The sequence below is a fragment of the Butyrivibrio sp. genome, assembly GCF_017433805.1.
Lineage (GTDB): Bacteria > Bacillota > Clostridia > Lachnospirales > Lachnospiraceae > Butyrivibrio.
In genome coordinates, this window is the sequence record NZ_JAFRGN010000040.1 from 132,450 (window position 1) to 149,485 (window position 17,036).

General features: G+C 42.2%; 16 protein-coding genes and 1 tRNA gene. 1 reads left to right on the forward strand and 16 read right to left on the reverse strand.

What is annotated here, in order from left to right; translation table 11 throughout:
- Positions 1 to 28: 28 nt before the first annotated feature.
- From IJI01_RS10790 to mtaB, 10 genes are all read right to left on the reverse strand, one after another.
- A tRNA-Gln gene (locus IJI01_RS10790) sits at positions 29 to 101 on the reverse strand.
- A 150-nt stretch (positions 102 to 251) separates the two neighbouring features.
- Positions 252 to 2,363, reverse strand: coding sequence for a glutamine synthetase III family protein (locus tag IJI01_RS10795; RefSeq protein WP_292189983.1), 2,112 nt, complete (start codon positions 2,361 to 2,363; stop codon positions 252 to 254).
- A 105-nt stretch (positions 2,364 to 2,468) separates the two neighbouring features.
- Entirely contained in the window at positions 2,469 to 3,734 is a 1,266-nt protein-coding gene (locus IJI01_RS10800; protein WP_292189986.1) for a peptidase U32 family protein, read from the reverse strand.
- Between the two features lie 49 nt (positions 3,735 to 3,783).
- A complete protein-coding gene (locus IJI01_RS10805; RefSeq protein ID WP_292189989.1) occupies positions 3,784 to 4,425 on the reverse strand; it encodes an O-methyltransferase in 642 nt (213 codons plus the stop codon).
- Positions 4,418 to 4,879 (reverse strand): endolytic transglycosylase MltG, encoded by a 462-nt coding sequence (locus IJI01_RS10810; protein WP_292189992.1) that lies wholly within the window; start codon positions 4,877 to 4,879, stop codon positions 4,418 to 4,420. Before IJI01_RS10810 ends, IJI01_RS10805 begins: the two co-directional genes overlap by 8 nt.
- Before the next feature lie 27 nt (positions 4,880 to 4,906).
- Positions 4,907 to 6,586 (reverse strand): ribonuclease J, encoded by a 1,680-nt coding sequence (locus IJI01_RS10815; protein ID WP_292189995.1) that lies wholly within the window; start codon positions 6,584 to 6,586, stop codon positions 4,907 to 4,909.
- Positions 6,587 to 6,646: 60 nt separating this feature from the next.
- On the reverse strand, positions 6,647 to 6,910 hold the full coding sequence (locus IJI01_RS10820; protein ID WP_029231832.1) for a DUF1292 domain-containing protein: 264 nt from the start codon (positions 6,908 to 6,910) through the stop codon (positions 6,647 to 6,649).
- A 39-nt stretch (positions 6,911 to 6,949) separates the two neighbouring features.
- Positions 6,950 to 7,381 (reverse strand): Holliday junction resolvase RuvX, encoded by a 432-nt coding sequence (gene ruvX / locus IJI01_RS10825; protein ID WP_292190000.1) that lies wholly within the window; start codon positions 7,379 to 7,381, stop codon positions 6,950 to 6,952.
- A gap of 1 nt (position 7,382) precedes the next feature.
- Complete coding sequence (locus tag IJI01_RS10830) at positions 7,383 to 7,658, reverse strand: IreB family regulatory phosphoprotein (protein ID WP_013282003.1); 276 nt, start codon at positions 7,656 to 7,658, stop codon at positions 7,383 to 7,385.
- 95 nt (positions 7,659 to 7,753) lie between these two features.
- Positions 7,754 to 9,118: a tRNA (N(6)-L-threonylcarbamoyladenosine(37)-C(2))-methylthiotransferase MtaB gene (mtaB, locus tag IJI01_RS10835; protein ID WP_292190007.1), complete on the reverse strand. Its 1,365-nt coding sequence runs from the start codon at positions 9,116 to 9,118 to the stop codon at positions 7,754 to 7,756.
- A gap of 114 nt (positions 9,119 to 9,232) precedes the next feature.
- On the opposite strand from mtaB, the gene IJI01_RS10840 reads away from it, so the two are divergent.
- Entirely contained in the window at positions 9,233 to 9,463 is a 231-nt protein-coding gene (locus IJI01_RS10840) for an HPr family phosphocarrier protein (protein ID WP_013282005.1), read from the forward strand.
- Positions 9,464 to 9,542: 79 nt separating this feature from the next.
- Here the strand turns inward: IJI01_RS10840 and thiI are convergent, their stop codons facing one another.
- From thiI to dnaK, 6 genes are all read right to left on the reverse strand, one after another.
- The gene (thiI, locus tag IJI01_RS10845) at positions 9,543 to 10,745 is read right to left on the reverse strand and encodes a tRNA uracil 4-sulfurtransferase ThiI (RefSeq protein WP_292190011.1); all 1,203 of its coding nucleotides are present in this window, start codon (positions 10,743 to 10,745) and stop codon (positions 9,543 to 9,545) included.
- Between the two features lie 20 nt (positions 10,746 to 10,765).
- Complete coding sequence (locus IJI01_RS10850; protein WP_292190014.1) at positions 10,766 to 11,923, reverse strand: cysteine desulfurase family protein; 1,158 nt, start codon at positions 11,921 to 11,923, stop codon at positions 10,766 to 10,768.
- Between the two features lie 49 nt (positions 11,924 to 11,972).
- The gene (locus tag IJI01_RS10855) at positions 11,973 to 12,725 is read right to left on the reverse strand and encodes an RsmE family RNA methyltransferase (protein WP_292190017.1); all 753 of its coding nucleotides are present in this window, start codon (positions 12,723 to 12,725) and stop codon (positions 11,973 to 11,975) included.
- The gene (gene prmA, locus IJI01_RS10860) at positions 12,725 to 13,762 is read right to left on the reverse strand and encodes a 50S ribosomal protein L11 methyltransferase (RefSeq protein ID WP_292190020.1); all 1,038 of its coding nucleotides are present in this window, start codon (positions 13,760 to 13,762) and stop codon (positions 12,725 to 12,727) included. The genes IJI01_RS10855 and prmA overlap by 1 nt, the downstream gene beginning before the upstream one ends.
- A gap of 102 nt (positions 13,763 to 13,864) precedes the next feature.
- Positions 13,865 to 15,040, reverse strand: a complete 1,176-nt coding sequence (gene dnaJ / locus IJI01_RS10865; protein ID WP_292190022.1) for a molecular chaperone DnaJ — start codon at positions 15,038 to 15,040, stop codon at positions 13,865 to 13,867.
- 111 nt (positions 15,041 to 15,151) lie between these two features.
- The gene (gene dnaK, locus IJI01_RS10870; protein ID WP_292190024.1) at positions 15,152 to 17,032 is read right to left on the reverse strand and encodes a molecular chaperone DnaK; all 1,881 of its coding nucleotides are present in this window, start codon (positions 17,030 to 17,032) and stop codon (positions 15,152 to 15,154) included.
- Positions 17,033 to 17,036 lie beyond the last annotated feature (4 nt).

Genomic DNA, 17,036 nt, shown 5'->3' on the forward strand with positions numbered 1-17,036 from the left:
ATTGTTTGGAATCAATCTCGTTTCAAAGCTGGGCTAGTAGGATTCGAACCTACGTAATGACGGAGTCAGAGTCCGTTGCCTTACCGCTTGGCGATAGCCCATCGACAAGAAATGATTATACGGAAGTTTATTTAAAAATGCAAGTATTTTTTTAAAAAATTTTTAAATTAATTTTTTTATTTATAATTTATATAGCGAAACACGCTCCCAGAGCGCATTTCGCCATTTTTAACATTTTCAAAAAAGTATGATCAACCCTCAAATAAAAGATCAGCATAAGTTGGGAATGGCCAATCTTTTTTATCTACAAGCATCTCAAGAGCATCAGCAGGCTCTCTGAGTGCTGCCATTACAGGTCTAACCTTATCCTTATAGAAGAAAGCAAGTTCTCTCTGATCTGAAATCTTAGCAGCCTTAGCCTCAAGCTTCTTGAGATCATCAAGAGCCTTCTTCATCTTGCTAAGGTTACTCTGAATTTCCTTAAGCTCATCAGTCTGAACTGAAGCATCAACTCCAGCAGCCTTGATAGCATTAACATCGCCAGCAAGTCTTCCAGCATACTTCATAACAGCTGGAATGATCTGCTTGGATGCCATATCGATCATAGTAAGAGCTTCAATATTGATAGTCTTGGCATATGACTCGAAAATAATCTCTTTTCTGGACTCAAGCTCTGTCTTGGTATATACACCAAAGCTCTCAAAGAGCTCAATAGCCTTCTTGGTAGTAAGTGTATCAGCAGCTTCAATAGTAGATGCGATGTTAGGAAGTCCACGTCTCTTAGCCTCTTCTACCCATGCATCTGAATATCCATCGCCGTTGAAAATAATTCTCTGATGATCTGTAAGGTATTCCTTGATCAGATCATGTACTGCCTCATCAAAATTCTTGGCCTTTTCAAGCTTATCAGCTGCCTCACAGAAAGCCTCAGCAACAATAGTGTTGAGAGTTGTGTTGGAGCTGGCCATAGAATCAGATGAGCCAACCATTCTGAACTCGAACTTATTACCTGTGAAAGCAAATGGTGATGTTCTGTTTCTGTCAGTAGCGTCTTTTTCAAACTCAGGAAGTGTAGAAACACCTGTCTTGAGCTTGCCACCTCTCTTACTGGACTTGGCAACACCTGTCTCAATAAGCTGTCTTACTACATCCTCAAGCTGCTCTCCAAGGAATACAGAAATAATAGCTGGAGGAGCCTCGTTAGCACCAAGTCTGTGGTCATTACCAACATCTGATGCACTCTGTCTGAGAAGATCTGCGTGAGTATCAACTGCCTTGAGGATACAAGCCAGTACAAAAAGGAACTGAATATTCTTATTAGGAGTATCACCTGGATCAAGAAGGTTAACTCCGTCATCTGTGCAAAGAGACCAGTTATCATGCTTACCAGAACCATTTACACCTGCAAATGGCTTCTCGTGAAGAAGACATCTCATGTGGTGATGCTCAGCTACACGCTTCATAGTCTCCATGATGATCTGGTTGTGATCTACTGCAATATTGGCTGTCTCATAAACTGGAGCAAGCTCATGTTGTCCAGGAGCAACCTCATTGTGCTGTGTCTTGTCAGGAACGCCGAGCTTCCAGAGTTCAACATTGAGATCCTTCATGAACTCTCCAACTCTCTCACGGATTACACCAAAGTAGTGATCCTCCATCTCCTGACCCTTAGGTGGCTGAGCACCAAAAAGTGTTCTGCCAGTGAAGATAAGGTCTTCACGCTTCATGGACTTATCCCAGTCCACAAGGAAATACTCCTGCTCAGGACCAACAGATACGTTGACCCTTGTAGCTGTAGTATTGCCAAAAAGTCTTACGATTCTAAGAGCCTCTCTGTTAATAGCCTCCATGGAACGAAGAAGCGGAGTCTTCTTATCAAGAGCCTCTACTGTATATGAACAGAAAGCTGTAGGAATGCAAAGTGTCACACCTGCGCCAGATTCCTTGAGGAAAGCTGGTGAAGTAATATCCCAGGTTGTATAACCTCTTGCCTCGAATGTGGCACGAAGTCCTCCTGAAGGGAACGAAGAAGCATCAGGCTCACCCTTAATGAGCTCCTTGCCCGAAAATGATGTGATCATTCGTCCGTCCTTGTCAGCGCTGCCAACAAATGAGTCATGCTTCTCAGCAGTAATACCTGTAAGTGGCTGGAACCAATGAGTATAGTGAGTAGCACCGTGTTCTACAGCCCACTCCTTCATCGCATTAGCTACTACATCAGCTGATTCCTTGGACAACTCTCCGCCATGCTCTGTAACATTTACAACTTCCTTGTAAACATTCTTAGGCAGACGCTCTCTCATCTTGGCAAGTGTAAAGACATTCTGTCCGAATATCTCTTCAACATTTACATTGTTCCCCATGTAATTCCACATTCCTTTCGCACGATTTATTAGATTAAAAGCTAAAAAAACAATTTCATATTACAACAAGATAGAAAAAACTCAAATACTTTTTTATCGTAAAAATCACATGCAACAATCAGGAACGTCATCCTCTAAAGGAGCTTCCTTGGATTTTACGCGGAGAATATCATACTTTTCAGGTGTCTCTGACAACTTGACAAAAAGAGTCTGCTTGGAATGAGGACATGATTCTACAGGAGTTCCATCCTCTGCAAACATAGCCTCAACCTTAACATTAACGTCTGTTCCATCAGGCTTCATGATCTCTATATCATCACCCACAGAGAACTTGTTTCTCTGCTCAAACTTAGCATAGCCTCTGTCATCTATTTCGCTGACAATACCCAAATAAATGTACTCATTTACATATGTATTATTGTCATAGATCTGAGCCTCATCACTAGGCTTACCAAAGTAGAAGCCTGTAGTGAACTGTCTATAAGTACACTTTGAAATCTGATCAAGATACCAAGGCATATTCTCTCTGTATTTTTCCTCAGATTCAAAGAAGTCATCAATAGCTTTTCTATAGGTTCTTGCAACTGTAGCAACATAGAGCGCAGTCTTCATTCTGCCCTCGATCTTGCAGCTGTCAATCCTTGCATCTACCATCTCTGGAATATGCTCGATCATGCACAGATCCTTGGAGTTAAAGATATATGTTCCTCTCTCATTCTCATATACAGGAAGATATTCTCCAGGTCTTTTCTCTTCTACTACAGAGTACTTCCATCTGCATGGATGAGTACACGCTCCCTTATTGGCATCTCTGCCTGTAAAGTAATTGGAAAGAAGGCATCTTCCAGAATAAGAGATACACATAGCGCCATGAATAAAGCATTCCATTTCAAGGTCCTCAGGAATCCTTGAAGTAATCTCTTTAATCTCGCGAAGTGACAATTCTCTTGCAGCAACTACTCTCTTAGCTCCAAGATCATGCCAGAAATTATAAGTCTCGTAGTTAGTGTTATTAGCCTGTGTAGATACATGGATATCAATTTCAGGACAGATTTTTCTGGCCTTCATGAAAATACCCGGATCAGCAATGATAAGGGCATCAGGCTTGAGCTCTTTGAGTTCATGAAGGTATTTATCCACACCATCAAGGTCATAGTTGTGAGCCAGGATGTTAACTGTTACATGCACTTTAACTCCATGAGCATGCGCAAACTCGATACCTTCCTTCATTTCTTCGGGGCTAAAGTTCTTGGCCTTGGCACGAAGTCCAAAGGCGTCTCCACCGATATATACTGCGTCTGCGCCAAAAATAACAGCTGTTTTCAAAACTTCCAAACTGCTTGCTGGAATTAATAATTCTGGTTTTCTCATTGATTTCTCCATACTTCTAAAACAAATTAATACATCATTTAACTATATATCAAAGCCTTACTGAGAGCGTCATTCCATCTCCGACAGTCAGAATAACTGTATTCAAAGCATCATTGTGCTTAAGCTCATATAGATATTCTCTCATTCTTGCGTGAATAGTCCTATCTCTTCTGGTAACAGCAAATCTAGACTCTATTACATCTCCATCCTGAAGAACATTATCCGAGACTAATAATCCACCTTTATTAAGAATCCTAAGACAATCAGGCAGGAAATTTATGTACTGCCCTTTTGCTGCATCCATAAAAATAAAATCATACCCTGGGGATAGCGTTTTGAGAATTTCTGTCGCATCACCTTCCAAGAGTGTGATTTTATGATTAGTGTCGTACTGTATAAAGTTCTGTTTTGCTACAGGAATACGCTTTTCAAATTTCTCTATGGTCGTAATCTTTGTATCATCGCTACTATATTCTGCCATCAGAAGTGCAGAAAAACCAACAGCACAGCCAACCTCAAGAATGTTCTTGGGATTAGACTGAGCCATAAGAAACTTCAAAAGTGCCTGTGTATCCTTACGAATAATGGGAACGTCTCCGTCCTTGGCTTTCTTTTCCAATTCATCAAGATAAGGCGCATTGCCCGGATCCAGTGAATTAATAAAAGCCGTCATTCTGTCCTGTTCAACCACCGTTTGTTTCCTCTTGAGCCTCAGTTTCGGCGCCCTCTGTCTCTTCAGAAGACTCCTCACTTGCCTGGCTACTTACTTCTGTTGTTCCGATAGAGCCTGCAGCCATTATCTGGAGCATCTCCTCCGGAGTCATGGCAGTGCTCAGTTCATATGTGCCAGGAGTTTCAAGTCCATGATAATCTGAAAACTTCTCCTGGAGCTTAAATAAGTTTTTGTCTGTAATAAGTCCTACGCTTGCAAGCTTATCTGCTATTGTACTTGCAGAGTCGCCTTCTGAAATAGTCACAGTCACAGCTCTGCCTGTTCCGGAAGAAACAGGAACCTGATTAAAAATGTGATATCCATACTCGTAGGCCATCTTGGAATATCTGCTGATCAGCATAACAACAATAATAACAAATGCAATTTTAACCGCTGCGTCAAGCAGACCAAGAACGAATTTTCTAACACTCATTGGTCTCTCCCAGACCTAGCCAGTCTATCAATAGTTAGTATCCATAATGATAGGCATGATCATAGGTCTTCTCTTTGTCTTTTTCCAAATATAATCACTAAGGGCATCCTTAACAATGCTCTTGAGCTTACCCCAATCTGTAATACCCTTATCCAGTGCCTCTGTAACATCATCAAGAACAAGGTCAGTAGCATCATCAATCAGCTTGTCTGACTCTCTTACATATACAAAGCCTCTGGAAACTATACTTGGTCCGGATACGAGCTGTCCGCTCTCCTTATCGATTCCAAATACAACTATTACAATACCATCTTCAGCCAAATGTTGTCTATCTCTCAGTACAACATTACCAACGTCGCCAACGCCAAGTCCGTCTACAAGAATCGCTCCTACAGGAACCTTACCCTTAACCTTGGCACTCTCTTCATCCATCTCGAGAACCTCTCCGGAATGAAGAATAAAGATATTCTCCTTGGGTATTCCGAGGTCTCTTGCAATATTAGCCTGAGCAATGAGATGTCTGTACTCACCATGGACAGGAATAGAATACTTAGGCTTAACAAGAGTATAAATAAGCTTGATATCCTCCTGGCATGCATGTCCTGATACATGTACATCCTGGAAAATAACATCAGCGCCCTTCATCTGAAGCTCGTTGATGATGTTAGTAACAGCCTTCTCATTACCTGGAATAGGATGAGACGAGAAAATAACAGTGTCTCCAGCACCAATAGAAAGCTTTCTGTGCTGTCCGTTAGCCATTCTGCTAAGAGCAGCCATACTCTCTCCCTGGCTTCCTGTTGTAATGATAACCGTCTTGTTCTCAGGATAATCCTTGAGATGTTCAATATCTATAAGCGTATTATCAGGAATCTGAATACACTCAAGTTTCTGAGCAATATCAATAATGCTGACCATGCTACGGCCTTCTACCACAACCTTACGGCCACATTTATGAGCAGTATTGATGATCTGCTGAACTCTGTCAACATTGGACGCAAAGGTAGCTACTATGATTCGATTGTTCTCGTGCTCATCAAAAAGAGATGCAAGAGCTCTTCCTACAGTCTTCTCAGAAGCTGTAAATCCTGGTCTCTCTGCATTTGTTGAATCACACATAAGTGCCAGAACACCTTTTTTACCAATCTCAGCAAATCTCTGAAGATCGATCGGATCTCCATAAACAGGAGTGTAGTCAACCTTGAAGTCTCCAGTGTGTACAACGATACCAGCAGGTGAATAGATTGCCAGCGCTGCAGCATCAACAATAGAGTGGTTTGTTCTGATAAACTCAACTCTGAACTGTCCAAGATTGATGGACTGCCCAAATTTAACCACTTTTCTTCTGGTTGTCTTAAGAAGATTATGTTCCTCAAGCTTGTGCTCGATGATACCCATAGTCAGTCTTGTGGCGTAAATAGGAATGTTCAGCTCATGAAGGACATAGGGAAGCGCACCGATGTGATCCTCGTGTCCATGAGTGATAACAAAACCCTTAACCTTATCAATATTCTCCTGTAAGTAGGTGATATCAGGGATTACAAGGTCAATTCCCAACATGTCGTCGTCAGGAAAAGACAAACCGCAGTCCACCACAATAATACTGTCCTCATATCTGAAGGCAGTGATGTTCATTCCAATCTGCTCAAGGCCACCTAAAGGGATGACCTGCAGCTTGGACTCATTTTCAATTTTCTTTTTACTCAAATTTATTCCTCCATAAATAATAGGCGGAGATGTAGAACAGGATATTAACCAAAGTCCCCGTTAAATATCCAGATCTATATCATCCTCAGCAAGGAGCTTGCGAAATACACCTGCAACTGCCTCAAGTTCCAGGTCATCGTCTACGATCGCATAAAGCGCCTGCTCATCTTTAATATCGGAGTCGTCGCGCAGAATAAGCGCTTCTCCGTCACCATCTTCCTCATCTGTGACAAGAAGGTAAGTCTTGGCACCAATAACAGTCTGTTCCAAACAATAAAATTCTACTGGCTCTTCGCCATCTGGACTAAAAATAATCTTTTCCAAAATATTCTCCGTTCATATAAATCTGTCAGCAATCACAGATTATTTACCCTTGTCCTCAGCATTATCCAGATAATCCTGAAGTATGATCTGCGCTGCTATCATATCTACGTATTCTTTTCTGTCTCGTCCCTTAATACCGGCCTCATCCATAATCTCGTCAGCTTCTACCGTTGTGAGACGTTCATCCCACATAATAACAGGTATACCTGTTCTTCTCTCGATCTTGTCCTTGAATTCCAGGCATAACTGTGAGCGCTCAGAGGGAGTCTGGTCCATATTGAGTGGAAGCCCCAGAACAATCTTGGTAACCCCATACTCAACAATAAGCTCCTCAATGCGCGCTAAAGTTCTTCGTAATTTATTTTCCTCTTTTCTACGGATAATCTCTCGCCCCTGAGCTGTCAATAAAAGCTCATCACTAATAGCGACTCCAACTGTCTTGGAACCGTAGTCAAGACCCATAATACGCATATTACTTCCTAGCCCAATCGTTGCTCTTGATGTACTCTGTGAGCATCTCCTCTACGAGCTCATCACGCTCAACCTTCATGATAAGGCTTCTTGCTCCCTGATGGCTTGTGATATATGTAGGATCTCCAGACATAATATATCCAACAATCTGGTTAACCGGATTATATCCCTTCTCTAAAAGAGCATCATAAACTACAGAGAGAACCTTCTTAACACCAGTTTCTGGTTCAACCTCAACCTTAAAATATTGGGTATTTCCTAAATCCTGATCTGCCATATCTATTCTCCATTCGTTATTTATTTTGAGAGAGTAAACTCATCTGCTCTCTTAACATCCAATTGCATATACACATTAATTCTACACTAACAAATTTAAATAAGCAACGTATCCGAATTGATGAAGCCGCGAATAGCCTCTGTTGTGAGGTTTCCGGAAACTGCACTCTCAAATCTCTCACTTCCTTCGAGAACAGCAACTCTGACATATCTGTCAGTATGTCCGATCATATATCGCTTTCCTTTTATTTCCTCGCAGTCTTCCCAGAGAACGCCTACTTTTTCTCCGATAAAAGAGTTTCTGTAGATCTCAGACTGTTCTTTGGTAAGCTTAAGAAGCACTTCACTTCTGGCAGTTTTCTCTCTGTCTGTAAGCTGCTCCTTCATGCCTGCTGCCACTGTTCCCTTTCTAGGGGAATATTTGAACACGTGCATCTCGTAGAAGTTGATCTTCTCTACAAAGGCTCTGCACTCCTCGAATTCTTCCTCTGTTTCTCCAGGGAATCCAACGATAACATCAGTTGTTATAGCCGGTCTGTCAAAGGCTTCTCTAAGAAGTCTTACACCCTCCTCAAACTCTGCAGCTGTATAATGTCTGTTCATTCTCTTGAGGACAGAATCACAGCCACTCTGAAGTGACAGATGGAAATGTGGACAAAGCTTATCTATTGCAGCAAGTCTCTTGGTATTCTCAGGTGTAACAAGCCTTGGTTCAATGGATCCAAGTCTTATTCTCTCAATTCCGGATATATCAGCAATCTTTTCAACAAGATCTACCAGCATTGGCTGTCCCTTATCAACTCCATAGGAGCCAATATGGATACCAGTCAGAACAACCTCTTTACACCCCTTCTGAACAAGTCCCTTGATCTCAGCAAGAACGTCCTCCATCTCTCTGCTGCGGACTCTTCCTCTAGCGTAAGGAATAACGCAGTAAGAGCAGAACTGATTACAGCCATCCTGAATCTTGATATATGCCCTTGTGTGTTCAGGCATCTCAGACAGCTGCATCTCCTCGTATTCATTGGTGTGGTTGATATCTATGATAGAAGTTCCGCCAATAGTCTTGTCATCATACTCTCCTCTGGCTTCCAGGAAAGTGTTCAATATTTCAACAATTTCCGCCTTCTTGTTATTACCTACAGCAAGGTCAACACATTCATCCTTCTTGACTCCGTCGATACCAGTCTCAACATAACATCCGACAGCTACTACGATAGAATCAGGATTCTCTTTCTTGGCTTTGTGAAGCATCTGGCGAGATTTCCTGTCCGCAATATTTGTTACAGTGCAAGTATTGATGATATAGATGTCTGCCTTATCGGTAAACTGAACAATCTCACAGCCAGCTTCCCTAAGTCTTATGGACATTACATCCATCTCATAGCTATTAACTTTGCAGCCAAGGTTGTGTAGTGCAACCCTCATTCCGTTAACGTTATTTGGTGTATTGTTTAACATTTTACCTAATCTCTCGTAATTTTATATAAAACTCATTTTCTTTTGGGTCTTAAGTCATTGACTTTTATCTTTTCTACGTATACTATAAATGTAAAAGAAGGAGGTATTTGCTCAATGAAGACCGTTAAAATTTCTTTAAATTCTATCGATAAGGTTAAATCTTTTGTAAACGATATTACGAAGTTCGATTACGATTTCGATCTCGTTTCAGGAAGATACGTTATCGACGCTAAGTCTATTATGGGTATTTTCTCATTGGATCTTTCTAAGCCAATCGATCTCAATATCCATGCAGAAGACGGAGCAGATGAGGTTCTTGAGATTCTCAAGCCTTATATGATCTAATTCTTAATGGATTAGATCCATTTCAAAAAGATATTACAGACCATCCTAAACTTCGGTTTAAGATGGTCTTTTCGTTTCCTTATTTCTCGATTGTGATAATCTCATCAGTCTCAAGAGCCACTTTCATAAGCTCATCAATCTTCTCTGCGAGGTTCTCCTCGTGTTTCTTGATAATATCAAGTCTTGGCTTGGTTACAGGATGCTTGGCAACGAATATTGTGCAACAGTCCTCATATGGAAGGATAGATGTCTCGTAAGCATCGATCTTAACAGAGATATCAACAATGTCCTGCTTGTCAAAAGCGATAAGTGGTCTATAAACAGGCATATCAGTTACAACCTCGCCTGTGCACATAATGCTCTGCATTGTCTGAGATGCAACCTGTCCAATACTCTCACCTGTGATAAGTCCCATACAGCCAGTCTGGCCTGCGATGATATCAGCGATCTTCATCATATATCTTCTCATGATGATAGTAAGCTCATCATGTGGACACTTCTCATAAATGTACATCTGAATGTCAGTAAAGTTGATAACATGAAGTCTTACCTTACCTGTGTATTTAGCTACAACTCCGGCAAGATCAACAACCTTCTGCTTAGCCTGCTCACTAGTATATGGTGGTGCATTGAAATAGATCGCCTCTATATCAACACCTCTTTTTGCAACCATGTATCCGGCAACAGGAGAATCGATTCCACCTGACAAAAGAAGCATTGCCTTACCAGCTGTTCCAATTGGCATTCCACCTGGTCCAGGAATGATCTCAGAGAAAATATTAAGTTTCTCTCTAAGCTCTACATTTAAAAGGATCTCAGGATTATGCACATCAACCTTCATATCCTCATATGCATCAAGGATCCTTGCGCCAAGCTCAGCGCCCATCTCCATTGAATCCATAGGATAGCTCTTATCTACTCTGCGGACCTTAACTTTAAAGGTCTTGTGCTTGTCTGGGTAAACTCCATCGATGAAATCAAGAACTGCCTTAGTAACACCGTCGATATCAGGAAGGTGGTTCTCTCCATCTCTGTTGATAGTAACAGCTGGGCAGATTCCAGTAACGCCAAATACTGTTCCAAGCTGATCTACAACCTCATTGAAATCAAAGCCTTCAGCCTCGATGTAGATTCTTCCTGCAACTCTAGATACGCTAAAAGAGCCATCGCACTTAGCAAGGACTCTCTCTATCTGCTTAACAAGGGCTTCTTCAAAAATGTATCTGTTCTTACCCTTAACTCCGATCTCTGCATACTTGATTATAAAAGCATGGTACTGCATAAAACTTTCCTTCCTAATGGTTAGTGGCGGTAGAATTTCCTCATAGTGTCTACCTGTGAACAAAGTGTATCCAATAAATAATCTATCTCTTCTCTGGTTGTCATAACCGACATACTGATACGGATCGTTGACTCCAGGAGATTCTTATCAAGTCCAATAGCCTTGAGCGTATCAGAAATGTGTGGGTTATTAGAAGTGCAGGCGCTTCCCGCAGAAACATAAATTCCTTTGCTGCTGAGCATGTTAAGGACAGTCTCTGCCGCCAGACCTCTGATAGATACGCTCACAATGTGTGGCGCACCCTTGGAAACCTCAGGTCCATTTATCTGAATATCAGTCAATCTCTCATTTAAAGAGTCAACAAGATATTTCTTGAGTTCATATAACTGCGCAATATGCTGGTCAAAGTCTGTGTAGCACATCTTGGCAGCGAGCGCTAAGCCCACGATACCAGGCACATTCTCGGTTCCAGATCTCATTCCCTTCTGCTGACCACCGCCATAGCATATAGGCACGATCTTAGTTCCCTTTTTGATATATAAAAATCCGATTCCCTTAGGTCCATGAATCTTGTGTCCAGACACAGATAAAAGATCTATGTTCATGCTCCTGGGTCTGATAAGCACTTTACCATAAGCCTGAACCGCATCTACATGGAATACAATGTTAGGATTGATAGACTTGATAATGCGTCCAGCTTCCTCAATAGGTTCTATGGCACCGATCTCGTTATTAACAAACATCATTGATACAAGAATAGTATCTGGTCTGATGGCAGCCTTGAGGTCTTCAATATCTACTACTCCGTCTGGTCCAACAGGAAGGTAGGTTGTCTCAAATCCTTCTTTTTCCAAAAAGGTTGTTGTCTCCTGAATAGCAGGATGCTCGATTGAAGTTGTGATGATATGCTGTCCGCGCCACTTGTTGGCTCTTGCAGCGCCTATGATAGCCAGGTTATCTGATTCTGTTCCACCTGAAGTAAAGATTATCTCCTGTGGATCAACCTTAAGTGTAGTAGCTATCGTCTCTCTTGCCTTTGCTACTCTGTCAGTGGAAACTGCTCCCATGTGATGAACACTTGAGGCATTTCCGTATTCTTCTGTCATTGTCTTAACTACAGCAGCTGCCACTTCATCAAAGGCTCTGGTTGTAGCTGAATTGTCTAAATATGCTTCCATTTCTCTGATTACCTTAAATTACATAATTACTAGCTGATATGGCATTGTATCACTTCTCAAGATGATACATAAGCCATGAAATAATCGTAAATCCCGCTGTCTCTGTACGCAAAATTCTCTTTCCAAGCGTAATTGGCATTATACCATTTTCCATGCAAAGGTCAATCTCCTGCTCAGAAAAGCCACCTTCCGGTCCGATAAATATAGCAATGCTCTGTCCAGGCTCAATAGCCTCAATAAGTCGCTTAGTCTCTTCTATTCCCTTGGCATTCTCGTACGGAATGAGCTTAACATCCATACTCTTTGCCATCTCTACTGCCTGCTTCATAGTCATAGGCATAGTAACTTCCGGAATAATAGCCCTCTTGCTCTGCTTGGCTGCAGCCTCGGAAATAGCCTGCCATCTCTTTATCTTGTTCTCTGCCTTCTTTTCATCAAGCTTAACAACGCATCTCTTGGTAGACATTGGAATAACCTGAAATGCACCGAGTTCAACCGCCTTCTGAATGATAAGCTCCATCTTATCCACCTTGGGAAGCCCCTGGAAAAGATATATCTTGGAAGGAAGCTCGTTACCAACCTTCTCGATGAAGCATAGCTTACCTATAACGCTGGAATCAGTAATCTCTTCGATCTCGTAAAAGATCTCCTTACCCTCGTCATCGTCTCTTATGCTGACAGAAAACTGTTCTCCCTTCTGCATTCGAAGAACATTAGCTATATGATTGTAATCATTTCCTGTAATCTCAACATTTTTAAAGTCAGGTGTGAGCTGACTGTTCTCAACAAAAAAGTGATACATCAGTTTTTCCTCGAAGTGATTGAAACCCAGTCTCCCTGATGATGGATCTCAAGAATCTCAAGTCCAGCATCAAGATGCGCTTTTTTAACCTCTTCCTCTTTGGTGTTAATAATACCAGATGTTATGTAAATACCACCCTGTTTGAGCTGATTCAAAATAACTGGAGTAAGAGGAACAAGGACATTGGCAAGAATATTGGCAACTACAATATCATACTTGTCATAGCCAACTGTATCCTGAACCTTCTTGTCATCGATGATATTACCGATCATCATGTCAAACTTATCAGCTGGAATTCCGTTGTTCTCCATGTTCTCTTTAACTGCAGGAACTGCGCACTTATCAAGGTCAGTACCCACAGCGTGCTTGGCACCAAACATAAGAGCAAGGATTGATAAAACACCGCTTCCTGTTCCTACATCGAGAAGCTCTGTCTCAGGAGTTACATACTTCTTGAGCATTCTGATGCAGAGCTGTGTTGTCTCATGCATACCTGTTCCAAAAGCTGTTCCTGGATCAATATGCAGAACCATTTCAGCCTTATCCTTGTCGTCCTGTGTTTCCTTCTCCCAGGAAGGAATAACAAGAATGTCGTCTATATAGAACTTGTGGAAATACTGCTTCCAGTTGTTGATCCAATCTATATCCTCTGTAACATCTACAGAAATAGTGCCATCTCCGATATCCGAGAAGCTCTTAAGTTCATCAAGCTTCTCTCTGATAGCAGCCTGCATCTGCTCTGGGGTTCTCTTTTCCTTGACGTATTCACCGTCTTCATTTGGAACTTCAACAGTAAGGTTGTTCTCATCATCAATCTCAACAAAGAAATTAAGATAAGCCACACCACTCTCTATTCCGCTATCTTTTTCATCTGGCTCAAGCTCTGGAGCATCAATGAACATCTGCTCCTTGTCAGCAGCTGAAAGAGGAGCATTATCCTCAATCTGTGCTCCCTCTAAGCCTATATCCTCTAAATAACTTATGATGATATCTTCAGATTCCTCATTAGTACGTACTCTAAATCTCATCCATTTCATATAATCAGCCCTCTATACTATAAACGCACAAATACTTCCGTAGTTAAATATACACTACTTTAACTACGGAAGTATAACATATCTGTCAATTAATTATGAATTTTACTTGAAGAATCCCTTCTTCTTTTTGCCGCCGTTGTCTGGGCCCTTATCATCACTGCTACCCATAACTCTGTCAGCTGCGCCAAGGGAATCTCCTGTCTTCTCATCAAACTGCTTGAGAAGGTCTTTGGCTTCCTTGGAAATCTTCTCAGGAATCTGAACTACAAGAGTTACATAGTGATCTCCTCTTGTATCCTTGTCTCTGAGTGAAGGAACACCCTTACCACGAAGTCTTACTCTTGTATCAGTCTGAGTTCCAGGCTTAACGTCATAAGCAACCTTACCATCTACTGTATCAATGATAACTGTGCCACCAAGTGTAGCAATAGCAAATGACATAGGAACTACAGAATAGATATCGTAGCCTTCTCTTTGGAAGATAGGATGATCTGATACAACAACCTCAACCAGGAGGTCTCCTCTAGGTCCGCCATTGATTCCTGGCTCACCCTTTTCTCTGATTCTGACACTCTGGCCATTATCTATACCTGCTGGAATAGTAACCTTGATCTTCTTCCTGCTGGCAATATATCCTGTTCCGTGGCAATCTACGCACTTCTCCTTGATAACCTTACCAGTACCACCACACTCTGGACATGTTTGAACATTTCTGACTGTTCCAAAGAATGACTGCTGTGTATATACAATCTGTCCCTTACCACCGCACTTAGAACATGTCTGAGCAGTAGTTCCTGGCTTAGCACCTGTACCATGACATGTAGGGCATGGATCCTTGATAGTAAGCTCAAGCTCTTTCTCACATCCAAATACAGCCTCGAGGAATGTAATTCTCACGCTGGCACGCAAATTAGCTCCCTTGGAAGGGCCTGTTCTTGCTCCGCCTCTGGATCTGCCACCGCCAAAGAAATCCCCAAAGATATCACCAAAAATATCTCCGAAATCAGCTCCATTGAAATCAAAGCCGCCAAAGCCGCCCTGACCACCATCGAAGGCAGCATGACCAAACTGATCATACTGACGTCTCTTCTCTGGATCACTCAGTACAGCGTATGCCTCTGATGCTTCCTTGAATTTCTCGGCCGCTTCCGCATCTCCAGGATTCATATCTGGATGATACTTCTTGGCAAGCACTCTGTATGCCTTTTTAATTTCGTCCTCACTGGCACCCTTGCTGACGCCAAGGACTTCATAATAATCACGCTTCTGTTCTGCCATATTACTCCTGAATATATCTAAATAATAAGCATACTGCTACTACCCACCACACCTTCGCAGTGGATAGTAACAGTATAATACCATCATCAGTAAAATGAAATGTGAAAAGAGTTATACCTCTCTGTAATCTCCATCAACAACGTTGTCATCTGATGAAGTGTTCTGTGAAGCACCACCCATATCAGGACCTGCGCCTGCACCCATATCTGGGCCTGCACCAGCTGCACCCTGAACGTTCTCATACATCTTAGCGAACAGTGCCTGAGCATCGTTCATGAGCTTCTCTTTCTGGCTCTTGAGTGAATCAATCTCTGAGTCTGAAAGCTCCTTATCCTTAGTTTGCTCAAGGAGATCCTTGAGAGCCTTGATATCATCTTCTACAGTCTGCTTCTGAGAAGCGTCGATTTTGTCGCCAACTTCCTGAATAGCCTTCTCTGTCTGGAATACGAATGCATCTGCATCGTTACGAGCATCGATTCCTTCCTTACGCTTCTTATCCTGAGCCTCATACTCCTGAGCCTCTTTAACAGCCTTATCGATATCCTCGTCAGACATGTTAGAACCAGCTGTGATTGTGATGTGCTGCTCCTTGCCTGTTCCGAGATCCTTAGCTGATACGTTAACGATACCGTTTGCATCGATATCGAATGTAACCTCGATCTGAGGTACTCCTCTCATTGCTGGAGGAATTCCATCAAGTCTGAACTGTCCAAGTGACTTGTTGTCCTTAGCGAACTGTCTCTCACCCTGAAGTACGTTGATATCTACGGCTGTCTGGTTATCAGCAGCTGTTGAGAATACCTGGCTCTTCTTGGTAGGAATTGTTGTGTTACGCTCGATAAGTCTTGTAGCAACACCACCCATTGTCTCGATAGAAAGTGAAAGAGGTGTTACATCAAGAAGAAGGATATCACCTGCGCCTGCATCTCCTGCGAGCTTACCACCCTGGATAGAAGCACCGATAGCTACGCACTCATCAGGGTTAAGGTTCTTGGAAGGCTCCTGGCCTGTAAGCTGTCTAACCTTCTCAACTACGCAAGGAACACGTGTTGAACCACCAACAAGGAGAACCTTGCCGATATCTGAGTTTGTAAGACCTGCATCCTTCATAGCGTTCTGAACAGGAATAGCTGTTCTCTCAACAAGATCATGGATAAGCTCTTCGAACTTAGCTCTTGTAAGGTCTACATCGAAGTGCTTAGGGCCATCAGCGCCTGCTGAAATGAAAGGAAGGTTGATGTTTGTTGTTGTAGAAGAAGAAAGTTCCTTCTTAGCCTTCTCTGCAGCTTCCTTAAGTCTCTGCATAGCCATCTTATCGCCTGAAAGATCTACGCCCTCTTTATTCTTGAAATCCTGAACCATCCAGTTGATGATTGCCTGGTCAAAGTCATCACCACCAATGAGTGTATCACCGTTTGTTGAAAGAACTTCGATAACGCCATCGCCGATATCAATGATAGATACGTCGAATGTACCACCACCAAGGTCATAAACCATGATCTTCTGCTCTTTCTCGTTATCAAGACCATAAGCAAGAGCTGCTGCTGTAGGCTCGTTGATAATTCTCTTTACCTCAAGACCTGCGATCTTACCAGCATCCTTAGTAGCCTGACGCTGTGCGTCGTTGAAGTAAGCAGGAACTGTGATAACTGCCTCTGTAACTTTTTCGCCGAGATACTGTTCTGCATCAGCCTTAAGCTTCTGAAGAATCATAGCTGAAATCTGCTGAGGAGAATATTTCTTGCCATCAATTGTACGACCGTTGTCTGTACCCATGTCTCTCTTAATTGATGCGATTGTGTTGTCAGCATTTGTAACTGCCTGACGCTTAGCTGGCTCACCAACAATTCTCTCACCATTCTTTGTGAAAGCTACGATAGAAGGTGTTGTTCTAGCGCCTTCTGCGTTAGCGATAACTGTTGGCTGTCCGCCTTCCATAACTGCTACACAGCTATTTGTTGTACCAAGATCGATACCGATAATCTTACTCATATTA